10 protein-coding genes are annotated in these 18,906 nt (G+C 43.0%); 7 read left to right on the top strand and 3 right to left on the bottom strand.

Annotated elements, in window-relative coordinates; all coding sequences use genetic code 11:
* Positions 1-365: 365 nt before the first annotated feature.
* The 7 genes from D1614_RS15945 to D1614_RS15915 all read left to right on the top strand — a co-directional run bounded on the left by D1614_RS15945 (position 366) and on the right by D1614_RS15915 (position 13,206).
* On the top strand, positions 366-959 hold the full coding sequence (locus D1614_RS15945) for an RNA polymerase sigma factor (RefSeq protein ID WP_119438959.1): 594 nt from the start codon (positions 366-368) through the stop codon (positions 957-959).
* Between the two features lie 80 nt (positions 960-1,039).
* Positions 1,040-2,041 (top strand): FecR family protein, encoded by a 1,002-nt coding sequence (locus D1614_RS15940; protein ID WP_119438958.1) that lies wholly within the window; start codon positions 1,040-1,042, stop codon positions 2,039-2,041.
* A 236-nt stretch (positions 2,042-2,277) separates the two neighbouring features.
* Positions 2,278-5,466, top strand: a complete 3,189-nt coding sequence (locus D1614_RS15935) for a TonB-dependent receptor (protein WP_241558121.1) — start codon at positions 2,278-2,280, stop codon at positions 5,464-5,466.
* Positions 5,467-5,487: 21 nt separating this feature from the next.
* Positions 5,488-6,966, top strand: a complete 1,479-nt coding sequence (locus D1614_RS15930; RefSeq protein ID WP_119438988.1) for a RagB/SusD family nutrient uptake outer membrane protein — start codon at positions 5,488-5,490, stop codon at positions 6,964-6,966.
* 46 nt (positions 6,967-7,012) lie between these two features.
* Positions 7,013-8,530, top strand: a complete 1,518-nt coding sequence (locus D1614_RS15925; protein WP_119438956.1) for a SusE domain-containing protein — start codon at positions 7,013-7,015, stop codon at positions 8,528-8,530.
* Positions 8,531-8,608: 78 nt separating this feature from the next.
* The gene (locus D1614_RS15920) at positions 8,609-10,393 is read left to right on the top strand and encodes an endo-dextranase (RefSeq protein WP_119438955.1); all 1,785 of its coding nucleotides are present in this window, start codon (positions 8,609-8,611) and stop codon (positions 10,391-10,393) included.
* 311 nt (positions 10,394-10,704) lie between these two features.
* Complete coding sequence (locus D1614_RS15915; RefSeq protein WP_119438954.1) at positions 10,705-13,206, top strand: glycoside hydrolase family 31 protein; 2,502 nt, start codon at positions 10,705-10,707, stop codon at positions 13,204-13,206.
* 258 nt (positions 13,207-13,464) lie between these two features.
* Here the strand turns inward: D1614_RS15915 and nifJ are convergent, their stop codons facing one another.
* From nifJ to D1614_RS15900, 3 genes are all read right to left on the bottom strand, one after another.
* Positions 13,465-17,028, bottom strand: a complete 3,564-nt coding sequence (gene nifJ, locus D1614_RS15910) for a pyruvate:ferredoxin (flavodoxin) oxidoreductase (protein ID WP_119438953.1) — start codon at positions 17,026-17,028, stop codon at positions 13,465-13,467.
* Positions 17,029-17,123: 95 nt separating this feature from the next.
* On the bottom strand, positions 17,124-17,522 hold the full coding sequence (locus tag D1614_RS15905) for a four helix bundle protein (RefSeq protein WP_119438952.1): 399 nt from the start codon (positions 17,520-17,522) through the stop codon (positions 17,124-17,126).
* 79 nt (positions 17,523-17,601) lie between these two features.
* A complete protein-coding gene (locus D1614_RS15900; RefSeq protein ID WP_241558119.1) occupies positions 17,602-18,783 on the bottom strand; it encodes an ATP-binding protein in 1,182 nt (393 codons plus the stop codon).
* Positions 18,784-18,906 lie beyond the last annotated feature (123 nt).

The raw sequence follows: 18,906 nt of genomic DNA, 5'->3' as shown, positions 1-18,906 counted from the left end.
AATCGAGACCTGTAATACTTGGTGGTTATAAGTGGCAGTAAATGAATTGGTTGTCAAAAATATTCGAATCCCGTCCGGGGTACTAAAAGGTCTGTAAATACAGGCCTTTTTCTTTTTTGGGGTGGTTGGTCCCGGGTAATCAGAGAGTAAGCGGTTTTAAAATGAAACAAAAAGTAATGCCTCCAGTAAAGTAAAAACTTCCCGAAAAACTATTTCAATTTATCCTTAGAGTTTTGTTTTGAACTTGTCGGAGTTGGCTCTTGTCGTTTGTTTCTATCATCCAAAATATTCATTATATAAAACATTCGTATTTTCAATGTTTAAAAAAAGAATAGTTTTGTGTTTGGGGATTGGTTTTGAATAATATGCAAAAGAATTTCGATTATGAAATATGGCAACGGTTTAGAAAAGGGGATGAGAAAGCATTCTCATACATTTTCGATACTTATCACTTGCAGTTGTTTGAATATGGACAACGGTTTACGAGGAATGAAAACCTGGTTCGCGACAGTATCCAGGATTTGTTCTTCGAACTAGCCCGAAAAAAAGAGCGTCTTTCTCCCACGGATAATATTTCGTTTTACCTGCTGAAGTCACTTCGTATCCGAATTTTTGGAAATATGCGAAAAGAAAAAAATCGTGGAGAGGAAATAAAAGCAGAAATCCCAGACGAATTTTTTTTGACTTATTCAACTGATGTTGATGAGATTGAGAAAGAACTTAAGCTGGATTTATTGGCCGATGCCGTGAATAAACTGCCGGCTCGTCAAAAAGAGACTGTTTATTTGAAGTTCTACAAAAATCTTTCAAATACAGAAGTGGCTGAAATAATGCAGGTAAACTATCAGTCAGTAGGCAATAATATCCAAAAAGCTATCCACAAATTAAAGTCGATCCTTCAATCAGATTCAGACACTGTCATTTTGTTTCTTTTGGAAATGTCCTCCCGGAAACTCTAGTTGTGTTATACAGCATGTTTTTAAGGAGGGTATATTTTCCTGTTTTTTACTTTTAAGAGTAGAATGCAATATTCCAGGAAATGAAAAAGACAACTTCTGATTACTTATTCGATCCGAAATTCAAAAAGCGAATTTCGAAAGATTCCTTAAGCGGGATAAAGTCGGATAAGCATGAGCCCCAATTAAAATTAGCATGGATTATTGGATATGTGCTCAATTTCAAGAGAAATGAGTTTTTGGCAGGATCAAAACCTGATTTTGAAGAAATACGCGACGAATCGCTTGAAATATTCCGGCAGAACAAACCCGGTAAGTATTTAGACTTCAATGTTAAAAGAATGGCAGTTGCAGTATCTGTCTTAATACTCGTCGGATTGGGGGGATATTGGTTCGGACAGGCCGGTTTCTTTACAACTTCCGAAATGCAATCTGAGGTTATTGAATTTACGACACCCAGGGAACAACAGTCGGAATTGACTTTACCCGATGGAACTTTTGTTGCGCTGAATTACGATTCTAAACTGAGATATCGTCTAAGTAGTGATAAAAGCATACAGGAAGTTGAGCTGGAAGGTGAAGCATTTTTTCATGTTGCCAAGAATAAATCCCGAACGTTTCGTGTAATTACACGTGATATGAATGTGAATGTTTTAGGAACCCAGTTTGATGTTCGTGCCTATGCAAACGATTCGTACACCGAAACGACGTTGTTGGAAGGGAGTGTTGAAATCAGGGACAATCTCGGTCAGGAACAATCCGTTTTGTTGAAACCGGGACAGAAATGGTTGTATAGTAAAACTGACCGTCAGCAAAAGGTTGTTGCAGTTGACCCGAAGCTCTCAACATTATGGCGTTCAGGCGAATATTACTTTGATAAGCTACGGCTGGTCGAACTGTCTAAAACACTTGAACGTATGTACAACGTGAGCATTCATTTTCAGGATTCCAGTCTTGAAAATGAAGTGTATTCCGGAAGTGTATTCCAGAATGAGGAGATAGGTAAACTATTTGAAATCATCGCTTTGACAATTCCAATTGATGTCAGAACAGAAGGGCGGGATATTTGGATAACAAGAAAATAAAAGAAAAACCCGGGAAATGTTCCAGCATTGCCCGGGAATAATCAATGTAACGAATAGTTGACGCTATTCATTAGTAATTAATTAAGCATTACAAATTTATGAAAAAAAAGGTGAAATGTTATGACCTTCCATGGGAGGACATAAGTAAACTGTGGCGAATTATGCGACTAACTTTCTTCATTTTCCTGATAAGTTTGATAAACGTGTCGGGAAGCGTATTTTCTCAACAAAGTAAAATGAGTTTAAAGTACTCCAATCTGAAGATGAAAGAGGCTTTTCAGGTGATTGAAGACAACTCAAATTATGTTTTCTTTTACAACGCTCAGCAAATCAAACTGGATGAAAAAGTCAGTCTGAACATTGAAAACAAGGGTATCGAAGATATTCTGGATGAGTTGTTTTTGGATAAACCAATAAGCTATAAAGTTATTGATCGCAGGATTGTTCTCTATCCAAAGTCGAATGATGATGTTCCGGCTAGGCAACAAAAATTGCATCCGGTGAAAGGAAAAGTTACAAGTGATGCGGGAGAACCCATTCCCGGAACAACTGTACGGATAAAAGGAGAAATGATTGGTACGGTTACAGATATGGATGGGAATTATAACCTGACGGATGTTAATGAGAAATCAATTCTTGTGTTTTCATTCGTGGGAATGCGTACAGTGGAAATTCCGGTGAATGGCCGATTGAGTATCGATGTGAAAATGCAGATAGATGCGGTTGGTTTGGAAGAAGTAATCGCCATTGGTTATGGTTCGCAAAAAAAACGTGACCTAACAGGTTCGGTGGCGAGTATAAATGCTGATGATTTGCAGTCTGTGTCGGTTCCCAGTGTTGGCGATGCTTTGCAAGGGCGCGCTGCCGGTGTACAGGTTATTGCCAATGGAACCCCTGGAAGCGACCCTACTTTTAGGATTCGTGGGATGGGGACGGTTAACAACAATGACCCGCTTTTAGTTATTGATGGAGTCCCAACAGAATCAGGGCTGAATCAATTGAACATGGATGATGTGGAGAATATACAGGTTCTAAAAGATGCGTCAGCCACAGCTATTTATGGTTCGAGGGGTGCAAACGGTGTGGTAATTATTACCACAAAAAAAGGAACCACAGGTAAAGGACAGATTAATTTCAGTGCTTATTATGGGGTTCAGGAAACAACTAGTTTAATCGATATGCTTGATGGCTCGCAGTTTGCCGCGATGCACAATGAGATGATGGATAACGCTGGTATGGTCAAAAATCCGGCATACGGCGACCCAGAATCTTTAGGACGAGGGACAGATTGGGTCGGAGCTTTGCTCTCAACCGCACCAATGCAGAATTATTCACTGTCTTATTCGGGAGGAACAGAAAAGAACACCTATTATGTATCAGCCAATTATTTCGATCAGGAGGGGATTGTATTAAATACGGGGTTCAAACGTTACGCCTTGAAATTCAACGCTGAAACACAGGTTTTAGACAAAGTGAAGTTTGGAAATATGATTACCCTTAATCACGACGATAAGTACAGTGGCGATTATAGTATTTTGAATACCATGCGCGCACTACCTACTCAACCAGTGTATAATAGTGATGGAACTTATGCGGGACCAGAAGGAATTCCTTCGTGGGTGGGAGATGTGACTAACCCGATTGGTAAGGCCAGCCTGGTAGATAATTCCACTTTGGGATACAACCTTTTGGGGTCGGTTTATGTGGATGTTGAATTGATGAAGGGACTCTCGATTCGTTCCAGTGCCGGTTTGAAAGCCAACTTCTGGCAGCAACGTACTTGGTCGCCGAAATACGACTGGCAACCAACACCGCAGGAGCAATCGTATTTGGGACAGGCTTCTTATAAATCGATTACCTGGAACTGGGATAATTTGCTGACTTACCAAACAACGATTGGAGCAGATCATCGCTTAACGGTTATGGCTGGTACCAGCGCGCAAGAGAATAAATATGATTTAATAAGCGGATCGATACAGGAATTTGCCAGCGACCTTACCCAGCAACTGGACAATGGCTTAAGCCAGAAAAACGTTGGCGGAAATGGGAGTTCATGGGCATTGATGTCGTATATGGGCCGTATAAATTATTCGTATGCCGATAAGTACCTGGTAACAGCAACCGTACGTCGTGATGGTTCTTCACGCTTTGGGGCAAATAATAAATGGGGGATTTTTCCATCAGGTTCATTCGCGTGGCGAATCTCGGAGGAAGAATTTTTACAGAACGTTAGTTTCATCGACGATTTAAAAGTGCGTGCCGGGTTTGGTGTAACCGGTAATCAGGAGATTGGAAATTACTCGTTTGCGTCGGAATTAAGTACAATCAAGTATAATTTCAATAACAACCTGGTTAATGGAGTTGTGACATCGAAAATGCCAAACCCAAATGTACAGTGGGAATCGCAGCAACAAATGAATATTGGTTTTGATGCGACCATACTGGATCAGCGTATTAACCTGACCGTTGATGCCTATCAGAAAAATACCAAAGACATGCTTGTCCCCATGGCAGTTCCAATTACCACGGGATATTCTGATGTGGATGTTCCGTACATAAACGCAGGAGAAGTTGTGAATAAGGGAATTGAAATCAGTGTGAACTCGAGGAACCTGACCGGCGATTTTAAATGGGACACCAACTTCAATATTTCCTTTAACAAAAACGAGGTAAAAAGTTTGAACGACACCATTCCGATAAGCCGTGGCGATGTGGGGCTGAATCAAAAAATCGGACGTATCGAGACAGGAAAAGCAATTGATATTTTTTATGGTTATGTAACCGATGGTATTTTTCAAACTCAGGCCGAAGTTGATGCGCACGCATTGCAGGTGCCTGGCGAGGATATTTATGCCCGCACCTCGGCCGGAGACTTTCGCTTCAGAGACTTGAACAGCGATGGGGTGATTGATGACAGCGACCGCACTTACATTGGCAACCCGAATCCTGATTTCATTTTTGCATTGAGCAACCGGTTTGCTTACAAAGGGTTTGATATGACTCTTTTTATTCAAGGTGTTTACGGCAACGAAATTTACAACGCCAACCGCATATGGAGCGAAGGTATGGCTGTCGCCTACAATCAGAGTACAGCAACCTTGAATCGATGGAAAGGAGAAGGAACCAGCAATAACCTGCCTCGTGCAGTCTTTAATGATCCCAATAAAAATGTACGGCCATCGAACCGTTTTGTTGAAGATGGCTCATACCTACGCTTGAAAAACGTGATTTTGGGATATACATTCCCCAAACGCCTGGTCGAGAAAGTGAAAATGAGTTATGCCCGTTTGTATGTTTCCGGCACAAACCTGTTAACCTTTTCTGACTATTCCGGATTCGATCCGGAAGTTGGCGCAAGCGGGATCGATATCAACACCTATCCTGTAACAAGAACATACAGTGTTGGGGTAAACGTTAGTTTCTAATCGTTAAAATCTTTGATGAAAATGAAAATTTTGAATTATATACCGATACTTTTGATTGTTGTGGTGCTTACCTCTTGTGGCGAAGATTTTTTGGATAAATCGCCTCTGGATACAATCAATACCGAGAATTTTTACCAAACCGAATCGGATGCAATAGCGGCAATTAACGGTGCCTACCAGCCTTTACAATGGCCAAAATTGTATAACATGCGTATGTGGACTTCAGATATCATGGCTGGCAATAGCATAGTTGGCGCCGGTGGGGGTGACGATGGTCGTGAAACACAGGATATGGCCAACTTTGTAACCACTACCGACAATGAAGGTGTACTGGATCTTTTCCGCGGACCTTCTCCGGGTATTTTGAGATGCAATGTTGTTTTGCAGAAAGTTCCGGCCATTGTTATGAACGAAGATGTGAAAAACAGGGTGCTGGGTGAAGCTCATTTCCTGAGAGGATTGTACTATTTTATTTTGGTTCGCTATTTTGGTGATGTTCCTTTGATTATTGATCCCCAGGAACCCGGAGATGATTTAAAGCCGCAACGTGTGGATAAATCCAGGGTTTATGAGCTGATTATTGAAGATCTTAGTAAGGCTAAGGATATGTTGCCGGTTAAATCAACTTACTCGTCCTCCGATTTGGGGCGCGCAACAAAAGGAGCTGCAGCCGGACTGCTGGCTAAAGTTTATCTAACCCGGGGTGAATACGATAAGGTTATAACCCTGGCCAATGAAGTTGCCACATTAGGGTACGATTTAAATCCGAATTATGAGGATAACTTCGATGCAACGAATGAGAATTCGATCGAATCACTCTTTGAAATTCAATATGCCAGTGATGCAGGTGAAAACTTCTGGTCAAATGAAAACCAGGCTTCTTGGTTAAGTACTTTCACGGGCCCTCGTAATTCCGATATGGTTGCCGGAGGTTGGGGATGGAATCAACCAACGCAGGAATTTATTGACGCATACGAAGAGGGGGATTTGCGCAAAGATGTTACTGTATTTTACGATGGTTGCCCGTCGTTCGACGGAAAGGATTACGATCCGGCTTACTCAACAACTGGCTACAACCTTCGTAAATTTTTGGTGAGCAAAAATGTGTCGGCAACTTACGATAACAGCCCCTTAAACTTTCCGGTTTTACGTTATGCCGATGTGTTGCTGATGAAAGCTGAAGCACTTAATAGTTTGAACAGAACAACCGAGGCAGAGGCGCCCCTTAACCTGGTACGTGCCCGTGCCGGTTTGTTACCTGTAACCGGAAAGTCTCAACCCGAAATGAAAGAGATCATCCTGCACGAACGCCGCATGGAACTTGCTTTTGAAGGTCAGCGCTGGTTCGATCTGGTTCGTGTGGACAATGGGCAGTGGGGACTTGATTTTCTTCATTCAATAGGTAAGGTGAATGCTACCCAGAAGCATTTATTGTTTCCGATTCCGCTAAAGGAAATTGAATCAAACCCGAATTTATTGCCGAATAACCCGGGCTACTAAGCGGGTATTATTTCTCATTTTAATATAAATTATTAAACCGAAGAAAATGAAACACAATAGATTTCAACTGAAATACATCCAGGCAGCCAAGATGCTTGGAACAACAATTATGTTTATTACTTTGACTTTCTGCTTTGGGGGTTTCCTGAATTCCTGTCAGCAGGACGAAGATATTGTTATTTTGAAGGGCGACCCCGTAAGCTTATCGCTTTCTGCAAACGAGCTGGTGTTATCACAGGAAGCTTATGCCAACACATCGCTTGTTATTTCGTGGAGCAGGGGAAGTAACCAGGGGACAGGAAGTTCAATTTCGTATATTCTGGAGGTTGATAAAGCCGGAAACAACTTTGCCAGCGCCAAAACCTATGATTTAGGAAAAGGAGTTTATGAAAAAAGCTTCACCGTGTCAGGTTTAAACGACCTGATCCTAAACTTTTGGGACATTCAGGCCGGAACTACTGCTGAGTTTGAGGTAAAAGTAACAGCCAATGTTACCAACGAGGACGTTGAAGATGGCGTTACAGAAATAAAAAGCTTCACTGTAACTACTTATAAACCGGTAAGTCCGGAGTTATACATTGTAGGCGATGCAACGCCAAACGGTTGGGATATTACTGGTGCAACACCTTTAACTGCATCAACATCGAAGCCCTGGCTGTTTACTTACCAGGGGCAATTGACGACCGGGAATTTTAAATTTGCTGTGAGTCAGGATGAGTGCGGGTGCCAGGATTTTTACACACAAGATCCCGCATACGAAGGAAGGTTGGTATACAACGAAGGCGGAAGCGGGGATGATGTGCAATGGCAAATAAGCGAAAGTGGCAATTACAAGCTAACCGTTAACCTGGTTGATTTAACGATTGATGTTGAAAAACTGGCTGGTCCGGCTTTCTTAAATCTTTACATTATTGGCGATGCCTCTCCAAGTGGGTGGAATATTGGAAATCCCGAAGCTTTTACACGCGATGGTGATGACCCTTTTGTTTTTACCTATGAAGCAACACTAAGCCCCGGAGATTTTAAAATATCAACTTTTAAAGGGGATTGGTGCGATGGCGAATGGTTGAATGCCACGCAGAGCGATCAGGTTTTAACCGCCACCGATTATATTGTAACACAAGGTTGTGAAGGGCCGGATAACAAATGGCATGTTACAGAAGAAACCCAGGGGCGTTATAACATAACGGTCAACCTGTATTCGGGGACTATCGAAATAGAGCCTGTCATGCTTTATCTGATTGGCGACGGAGGACCGAATGGATGGGACATTGGGGCCCCCGAGCCGATGATCTATGCCAACGGCATTTATACTTTCACCGGGGCGTTGGGTGCTGACAATCCTACCGGCGAGTTTAAGTTCTCTAAATACCAGGGAGATTGGTGCGATGGCGATTGGCTGATTGCTGCAACACCAAATCAATCGGTAACCAATGGAAGTTACAAGATACGCCATGGGTGCGAAGGTGACGATAATAAATGGAAGCTGCAGGACGGCGATGCCGGAAATTACACAATTACGATTGACCTTGACAGTGAAAATATAACAATCATCAAACAATAGTTTAGTTAGATCAGTCCACGGGAAAGTCTTACTCTTCCCGTGGACTTCTAGGTCAAAAGAATTAACAGAGAAAAATTAATGAGGCAGTTTACGAAAATAGTAATCAGTTTAGTGTTTGCCGGATGGGTTATTGCTTGTGGAAAATCGGATGATGAGATAACTCTTGATCCCAATCTCGAAATCCCGGAAAATCCGGTAACTCCCAACTACTTAAATGTAAGTTTAGTAACAGATAAAGCAGCTTATGCCCCCGGAAGCATCGTGGTTTTTACAATTGACAATTCAAAATTACCAGGATCGGCACAGGTGCGTTATAAATACCTGGATGAGATTATTGATGAAACTTCGATATCAGGCTCCAGCTGGAATTGGCAAACTCCAACCATCGATTTTCGTGGTTATGCCGTTGAGGTTTACAGCAGAAGTGGGGAAGTAGAAACCATCTATGCCACTGTTGGCGTTGATGTATCATCTGATTGGACAAGATTTCCCCGTTATGGTTTCCTCTCCCGGTTTTCCCAGTTAACCGATGCTCAAATGGACGCTGTGATTGATAATCTTGCCAAGTATCATATCAACGGACTCCAGTTTTACGACTGGCAAAACAAGCATCACATGCCACTTCCAGTTGAGCAAGGAGTACCTGCCGGTAGTTGGAAAGACATTATTAACCGCGATATTTCATTCAGTACGGTAGAAAGCTACATTGAAAAAGCAAAGAGTAGAAACATAAAAACAATGTTCTACAACTTGGTCTACGGAGCGTGGGGCGAAGCAGAAGCCGATGGCGTTCAAAAAGAATGGTATGTATTTACAGATAATGGGCATCGCAATCGGGACTTTCATCCTTTATCGTCTCCTTTTTTAAGCAATATTTACCTGCTTGATCCTTCTAACACAGACTGGCAGCAGTACATTGCAGACGAGAATCAAACAGTTTACCAGTTTCTCGATTTCGATGGGTATCATATGGATCAACTGGGTGACCGGGGAACTCGCTATAAATACGATGGTTCTGTGTTGGATCTTTCACAAACTTACAAACCTTTTATTGAGGCGATGAAAGCCGGGCAACCTTCAAAAAATATTGTAATGAATGCGGTAAATCAATACGGACAGAAAGGAATTGCGCAATCTTCTGCTGATTTTCTGTACACTGAAGTTTGGTCGCCGAACGATACTTACAATGATCTGTCCTATATCATTCAGCAGAACAACACCTATAGCAATAACACCAAAAATACAGTGCTGGCAGCCTACATGAACTACAATTTGGCAAACAACCAGGGGTATTTTAATACGCCTGCTGTGTTAATGACTGATGCCGTTATTTTTGCTTTTGGGGGCTCGCATCTCGAATTGGGAGAACACATGTTGGGGAAAGAGTATTTTCCGAATAGTAATCTGCAAATGAAAGCTGATTTAATGGCAGCTTTGCCGGATTATTACGACTTTCTGGTGGCTTATCAAAACCTGCTGCGTGATGGCGGAATTTTTAATATGGCAACTGTAACGTCGGTTGATGGCAAAATGAAAATAGCCAATTGGCCGGCAAGCCAAGGGGAAGTGGCAACAGTTTGTAAGAAAGTTGATAACAGGCAGGTGGTTCACTTGATCAATTTTACAGATTCGAAAAGTCAGCAGTGGAGAGACAATGACGGAAACCAGGCAAGTCCAACCCTTATAAAAGATGCTCCTCTTTCTGTTGCATCGGCTCAAACAGTAAAAAAAGTGTGGGTGGCATCACCCGACATTATAGGGGGTGCTTCGCGTGCACTCGATTTTTTCCAAAGCAACGACCGTGTTGTTTTTACACTGCCTGAGCTGAAATACTGGACAACGATCGTGTTGGAGTTCGAATAGTCCCAAAAGTCATATTACTGTGTAAGCAGATAGAGCACTTTAGTGCTTTAGGCTCTAAATCAATAAGCTATGATTTTGTTTGTCAAAATCATTTAGCCGAACTCCTGTCCGTCTGGCAGGGATCTAGAGCTGTCTACTAACGGAGAGGAAACCCATTGGGTTGTATTCCTCGCACCTTGGTTTGAATAAAACAATGGTTGCCCAATTTGACAACCCGTCAGCTTGCTTCGAGGAGTTTAATTGGAGCCACTCCGACCTTCATTATAAAAGGTGAAATTTTAAAAATTAATGAATAGTACAAATACAAAGGCATGAAGAAATATTTTTTAAGACTAATTTTCCTTTCCCTTTTTGGGGGAATCATAATGCCGGTGCAGGCCGAAAATGTAAAGCCAGGCACCTGTCATTCTTATAAGATACAAGGCAATAAAGTAATCTTTGATTGTGAATATAATATTCAGGTTCAAATAGAAGATGTCGGTTCAGGCATTTTAAAAATATGGTACGATACCGATGGTTTTAAAAGAAACAATGAGTCATTTGCCGTGATAAAAAAAGGCGATGGGAACTCACACCTAAATATTTCGGAGCAACCGGGCAGTTACGAAATATATACCGGAGAACTGATCGTTCGGATTGAAAAATCACCTTTTCAAATAAGGGTTTACGACAAATACCAGAAATTGCTGATGGAGGATTTCCTGGACATGGGGTTTGTGGTCGATTCAACTCAAATGTCAAGTTATAAGACATTGAAGCCGGGAGAACATATTTATGGCTTGGGTGAAAAAAACGGACCGTTGGATCGTGTTGGAAGCCGGTTAAAAATGTGGAACAGTGACAAACCATGCTATTCTGTAAATGAAGATCCGCTCTACAAAAGCATTCCTTTTTTTATGAGTAGTTCCGGTTACGGGATTTTCTTCGATAATACCTATAAAACAACTTATGATTTTGGGGTAGAGTCGGATAACTATTATTCATTTTCTACTCCCGGAGGAGAAATGGAATATTACTTTATATATGGGCCAACCTATAAGCAAATTATCAGTGGTTATACAAAGCTGACTGGCCAGCCGATTATGCCGCCGGCCTGGGCACTGGGCTTTGCCCAATGCAGGGGAATGCTTACCAACGAACAGCTTACCCGTGAAATAGCAAAGGGATATCGCGACCGGGAGATTCCATGCGACATTATTTATCAGGATATTGGCTGGACACAGAACTTGCAGGATTTTGAATGGCGAGACGGAAATTACGAAAATCCGGCAAAAATGCTGTCCGATTTGGAGTCTGAAGGTTTTAAAGTAATTGTATCTCAAAACCCGATAATTTCGCAAACAAATAAAAGCCAGTGGCACGAAGCTGATTCTCTGGGTTATTTTGCAACTGATGTTCGGTCTGGTAAAACGTACGATATGCCCTGGCCTTGGGGTGGAAATTGTGGTGTGGTTGATTTTTCGAATCCGGAGGTAGCCGATTGGTGGGGGAATTATCAACAAAAGGTATTAGATGTGGGGGTACGGGGGTTTTGGACAGACATGGGTGAACCTGCCTGGAGTAACGAAGAAAGCTTCGACCGGTTGTCCATGAAACATCACCTTGGGATGCACGATGAAATTCATAATGTTTACGGATTGATCTGGGACAAAATTGTAACTCAACAATTTGAGAAACACAATCCAAATACCCGAATTTTTCAGATGACTCGCGCTGCTTTTGCCGGTATGCAACGCTATACTTTTGGTTGGTCGGGCGATGCGGGTAATGGCAACGACGTTACCGATGGGTGGAATCAATTGGCCGCTCAGCTGCCCATAGCGTTATCTGCCGGAATGGGCGGTATTCCATTTTGGGCAACCGATATTTCCGGGTACTGCGGCGATATTACCGATTACGGTGCAATGCGTGAATTATATGTTCGCTGGCTTCAGTTTGGTGCGTTTAACCCGCTCAGTCGCATTCATCACGAAGGTAACAATGCCGTAGAGCCCTGGTTGTTTGGGGAGGAAGCTGAACAAATTGCAAAAACAACCATTGAGTTGAAGTACCAGCTGTTCCCTTACATTTATACGTACGCACGGGAAGCACATGATACCGGACTTCCTTTGATGCGTGCGTTGATGCTGGAATATCCGGATGATCCTGAAGCTGCGAATCTTGATTCTGAATTTATGTTTGGAGAAGAGTTGCTGGTGGCCCCGGTTATGGAAGAGGGGGCAGCTTTCAAAAGAATCTATCTGCCGGAAGGAGAGTGGTTAGATTTCAATGATCCAGCGAATGCGTTTACTGGCAATCAATGGATTGAATATCCGGTTGAGCTTGAAACCATCCCAATGTTTGTGAAAAGAGGTTCGATTATTCCACAAATGCCAGTGATGCAATTTATAGGCGAAAAGGCTGATTATCCGCTTTTATTGAGTGTATTTCCCGCCGGTATCAATAAATCGGCAAAATTTGAAGTTTATGAAGACGATGGTGAGACGAATAACTATAAGTCGGACATATTCGTAAAGCGTAAAATTCAGTGCCTGGCAAAAAGAACAGGCTTGGAGATTGGTTTCAAGGCAATCGATTCAAATGGGTTTAGAGTCCGGAGCCGAGACTTGGTTTACCAGGTTTACATGGAACGAAAGCCGACATCGGTTCATTTATCAGATAAAAAATTAAAAACCTTCAAGGTTAAAAAATCGGAGAATATTTTACCTGATACCATTGAAAAAGCGGAATGGAGCTGGGATGAAGTCTCAGGAGCATGCTTAATCCGGATTCCTGCTTCCCTGGTAGGAGAACCGATAGTTATTGAAAAATAAATTGCAAATGTGTGGAAAGAGTTGGGTTTTGAATGGGAGTTTGTTAGCTGGTGTTAATTGTATCTAAACATTTGTGAAAAATACAGATTCCATTAGAGAAATCAACCTGATTTGCTTTCGTTTCAAGCAGTATGCGCCTTCCTTTTGGAGAATTAAAGCTAGTTGTAAATAATCCGCAGCACCATTCCTATACAAGACACAACAAAAAAAGCCGCTTCCGAAAACGGAGAGCGGCCTTTTTATATAGTAAGGTTTTTTTTATGCCTCTACTTCAGCTTCTGGCTGCGAGAAATCCATGGCTGCCAGTCGTTTGTACGAGTTGTGACGCCATTTTGCGTTGTCTTCAGCTGCCGAGAAAAGTTCGTCGGCTACTGCCGGGAACGATTTTTTCAGTGAAGTATAACGTACTTCGCCGTTTAGGAAGTCCTGGAATTTGTTCCAATCCGGCTCTTTTGAATCAAGCTGGAACGGGTTTTTACCTTCTGCTTCCAACAGTGGGTTGTAACGGTACAGCGACCAGTAACCTGCTTCCACTGCTTTTTTCTCTTCTTCCTGGGTACGTCCCATGCTGGCACGCAATCCGTGGTTGATACATGGAGAGTAAGCAATGATCAGCGATGGTCCGGGATAAGCTTCTGCTTCTCTCAGTGCTTTGAAGTACTGCGACTGGTTAGCGCCCATAGCCACTTGTGCTACGTACACATAGCCATAGCTCATCATCATAGCACCCAGGTCTTTTTTGCGAACGCGTTTACCGGCAGCGGCAAATTTAGCCACAGCACCCACCGGAGTTGCTTTTGACGACTGTCCACCGGTGTTTGAATATACTTCGGTATCCATTACCAGTACGTTTACGTCTTCTCCGCTGGCCATCACATGGTCGAGACCACCGTAACCGATGTCGTATGCCCAACCGTCGCCACCAAATACCCAGATTGATTTTTTTACCAGGTACTGTTTCAGATTTTTGATTTCGCTAGCGTATTCGCTGTTGCTGTTTTCGATTACTTCGAGCACTTTTTTAGATGCAACTACCGAACCTTCACCATCATTCTTCTGAGCGATCCATTCAGCAAAAACTTCTTTTTCTGCCTCTGAAGCACCGTTTGAAAGCGCAGTGTTCATGATGTCTTCAAGACGGTTGCGTTGAGCTGAAACACCTTCAGAAAAACCAAAACCGTATTCGGCGTTGTCTTCGAACAGTGAGTTTGCCCATGCCGGACCGTGACCCGATTCCTTGTGTTTACAGTAAGGAGTTGACGGAGCCGAACCACCATAGATAGAAGAACATCCGGTAGCGTTGGCCACCATCATGCGCTCGCCGTACAATTGGGTGATCAGTTTAATGTAGGGAGTTTCACCACAACCCGCACAAGCTCCCGAGAACTCGAACAATGGCTGTGCAAACTGTGAGTTTTTAACCGATTTGGTTTTGTCAACCACGTTTTCTTTCACGGTTACTTTGCCGTCCATGTAGTTCCAGCGTTCCACTTCGGCCTGCTGTGTTCCCAGCGGCTTCATGATCAAGGCTTTTTCTTTTGAAGGACAAACGTCGGCACAGTTACCACAACCTGTACAGTCAAGCGGTGATACCTGGATGCGGAAGTTCAGCCCGCCAAACATTTTGGAAGGAGTAGCCGTTTTTACTTCAGTTCCTGCAGGAGCTGCGTCTACTTCTGCTTCATCCATCAGGAACGGACGAATAGCAGCGTGAGGACAAACGTACGCACACTGGTTACACTGGATACAGTTGTCAGCCTGCCATTCGGGTACGTTTACTGCGATACCGCGTTTTTCGAAAGCTGCTGTTCCGAGCGGGAACTGTCCGTCTTCCGAACCAACAAAAGTAGAAACAGGAAGATCATCACCACGCTGACCGTTGATTACATCAACCACCTTGCGGATGTATGCCGGGCGTACTGATTCTTCTTCTTCGCTTTTCAGCACAATGTCTTTCCATTCTGCCGGTACTTCTACCTGTACCACGTTTTTACCACCGGCGTCAACTGCGGCGTAGTTCATGTTTACAATGTGCTCGCCTTTTTTGCCGTATGATTTAACAATGGCTTTCTTCATTTCTTCCACCGCCATTTCGTAAGGAATTACACCGGTGATTTTGAAGAATGCCGACTGCATGATGGTATTGGTACGGGTTCCCAGGCCAAGTTCTTCACCCAGTTTGGTACCGTTGATGATGTAGAAGCTGATATCGTTGGCTGCCATGTATTTTTTCATACTGTCGGGCAGCTGATTTTTTGTTTCTTCTTCGTCCCAGATTGAGTTCAGCAGGAAAGAACCTCCTTTTTTCAAACCTTTCAGTACATCGTACAAATGCAGGTAAGCCGGAACGTGGCAGGCCACAAAGTCAGGAGTGGTTACCAGGTAAGTCGAGCGGATTGGTTTGTCGCCAAAACGCAGGTGCGAACAGGTAAAACCGCCTGATTTTTTTGAGTCGTACTGGAAGTATCCCTGGCACGATTTATCGGTGGCGTCGCCAATAATTTTGATCGAGTTTTTGTTGGCACCCACAGTACCGTCAGAACCCAAACCGTAGAATTTGGCCTGGTAAGTACCCGCAGGTGTAATATTGATTTCCTCTTTCATCGGGAGCGATGTAAAGGTAACATCGTCAACAATACCGATGGTGAAGGCATTTTTCGGCTCCTTCATTTCCAGGTTTTCGTAAACCGAAAGAATCTGGGCCGGAGTGGTATCTTTTGATCCTAAACCGAAGCGTCCGCCAACGATTTCAGGAGCATTTTCTTTTCCGTAGAAATGTGAACGGATGTCGAGGTACAGCGGTTCGCCGGCAGCTCCCGGTTCTTTGGCACGGTCGAGAACAGCAATTCTCTTAACAGTTGAAGGAAGTGCTTCAACAAAATGTTTGGCCGAGAACGGACGGAACAAGTGAACCGAAACCAAACCAACTTTTTTGCCCTGAGAAGCCAGGTAGTCGATGGTTTCTTTGATGGTTTCTGTTACCGAACCCATAGCGATGATGATGTTTTCAGCATCCGGAGCTCCGTAATAAGTAAACGGACGGTATTTGCGACCGGTTAGTTCGCTGATTTGATCCATGTAATCGGCTACGATATCCGGAACGGCATCGTAAAATTTGTTGGCCGATTCTTTTGCCTGGAAGAAAATATCCGGGTTCTGAGCTGTACCACGGGTTACCGGATTTTCAGGATTCAGTGCCCTGTTACGGAATTCCTGCAAAGCTGTTTGGTCAACCAGCGGAACGATGTCTTCCATTGCAATGGCTTCAATCTTCTGGATTTCGTGCGATGTGCGGAAACCGTCGAAGAAAGCCAGGAACGGAATTCTTGACTTGATGGTGGCCAGGTGGGCAACACCTGCAAGGTCCATTTCTTCCTGAACAGAACCTGCTCCCAACATTGCAAAACCGGTTTGACGGGCAGCGTAAATATCGCTGTGGTCGCCGAAGATTGACAATGCATGACCGGCAAGCGCACGGGCACTTACGTGGAATACGGTAGGCAGAAGCTCGCCCGCAATTTTATACATATTCGGGATCATCAGCAGCAATCCCTGAGAAGCTGTATAAGTGGAAGTAAGCGCTCCCGACTGCAATGAGCCGTGAACGGCACCTGCTGCACCTGCTTCACTCTGCATTTCTGCCAGGCGAACAGGACGTCCGAACATATTTTTCTTACCAAAAGCAGCCCATTCATCCACATACTCAGCCATAGTTGAAGACGGTGTAATAGGATAGATGCAGGCAACTTCACTAAACATGTAACTCATGTACGCCGCAGCGTAGTTACCGTCACATGTGATGAATTTTTTTTGTTTTGCCATTTTATTTGCGTTTTTAATCTATTTAATTATTTGATTTTTGATTCTCGTTATTTGATTCCGGATACTCGATACTCGATACTCGATACTCGATCGTATTATGAATATTCTTCTTCTGGTTCTGTTACTATATTGTGTTTCTGTTGTACTGAGCGAATGAAGCTGTTTAATTTTTTTCCAAGTTTTTCTGTTAGCTCAAAAAGTTCTTTGTAAACCTCTTCTTCTTTTAGTGATTTGGTATTCCAAAGATTTTCAAGATGATCCGACGTTTCGTCATTTGATGCCTGTGCGTTGGTCAGAAACCGAAGAAAGTCCTGTTTGTAGGCCCGTCTTCCGTATCCTTCAACGATCAATGACTTTGCAGATTTTGATGAACGTCTTATCTGGCTCCCTTCTTCATACATTTCGAATGCAGGAAGAAGCTCAAGTGTCATCTTGTGTATTTTGATGACCAGTTCATTTGCTATCTGCCATATTTCAAGTCGTTTATAAGACATCCGTTATTATTGCTTTTTTAAATTCAATATCCAGTATCCAATATCTGGCATCTTGTATCCAGTATCGGGTATTTCGTATCTAATACAAAAATCCAAACAGCCAGAGTGGGATCTTTTTGCCTTGTCCGATTTCAATAACGTCAGACGCCGCGTAAATATCTCCTTCGGCTAGCAGTTTACGGCCACCCACGTTAAACTGGTATTTGCCATCGACACAAAAGTCGGCTATCGGCGATTTTGAAAGTTTTCGTTTGTACCCAACCTGGTTGTAAAAAAAGGTCTGGCGCATCGTCAGATTGTCGGTATTATCCGGCGCAATAGCGTGCAGCAGGTTGGTGTTGTGCATGTATACCTTGTCCGGTTTTTTCATCTGGTCGTCGTCGCCGCCACCGTTGGTATATAGCAGGTTGATCAGTTTGGCATTTTTCAGGTACTTCAGGTAATTCATTACCGTGGCACGCGAAGTCTCGATCGAACCGGCCAGTTTGCTCACATTGGGTGTAAAAGGTGTTTCTGATGCCAGCAAATGCAACAGCTTCCTCAGTTTCGACAGGTATTTAAATTCTATCTGGTTGATGTACGGAACATCAATTTCCAGGGCCAGATTTATATTCTTCAGTAATCGGTTTGTATAAAAGTTCGGATCATCCATGTAATAGGGGAAGTATCCGTTTTTTAAATATTCGTCGAAAAAAGCCAACGGGCGAACCTCCGCAACAATCTCCTGTGCTATGGAAATATGATCCGAAAGAATCTCCTCGAAGCTGTAGGTTCTAAAGTTCTTTCCAGCCAGGTGGTTCAGGTATTCGCGGAACGAAAGCCCTTCGAGGTGGTAGATTTTTGCAATCCCTTCCAGGTCAGGGTTACCCTCGGTAATTCTTAAAACCGGTGACGATGAAAATATGATCTGAATCTCCGGAATTTCATCGACACACTTTCTAAGGTCTTCCGACCAGTCGGGGTATTTCTGAATCTGATCCAATATCAGGATTTTTCCGCCCCGTTTGGCAAACTCGTCGGCAAACGAACTTATTTTCCGTTTGGTGAAATAAAAGTTATTCAGGTTGATGTAAAGTACGTCGTTGCTTTCGGGGTGGTATTTCCGGATGTAATCCAGCAGAAAAGTCGTTTTCCCAACTCCTCTGAATCCTTTGATACAGATGAGTCGCTGGCTCCAGTCAATTTGGTCCATCAACTCCCGCTTAATGGTCTCTTTCGGACTAATGAGCAATGATTTATGTATCTGCTGAAAAAATTCCAAGGTATTTACTTTTTTATGAGTTTGTTGAAATTGCTATCTATACATAGCAAAATTAGCATTTAAATGTCATTTAGAGAAGTTGAAATGATCCGTTTTCCTTTTTATTTAGCTAATTAATGTAGA

Origin of the sequence: Maribellus luteus (assembly GCF_003576475.1) — a bacterium.
In the GTDB taxonomy this organism is placed as follows: Bacteria; Bacteroidota; Bacteroidia; order Bacteroidales; family Prolixibacteraceae; genus Draconibacterium; species Draconibacterium luteum.
Note: the sequence above shows the minus strand (reverse complement) of the source record. Positions and strands in the feature narration are given on the sequence as shown.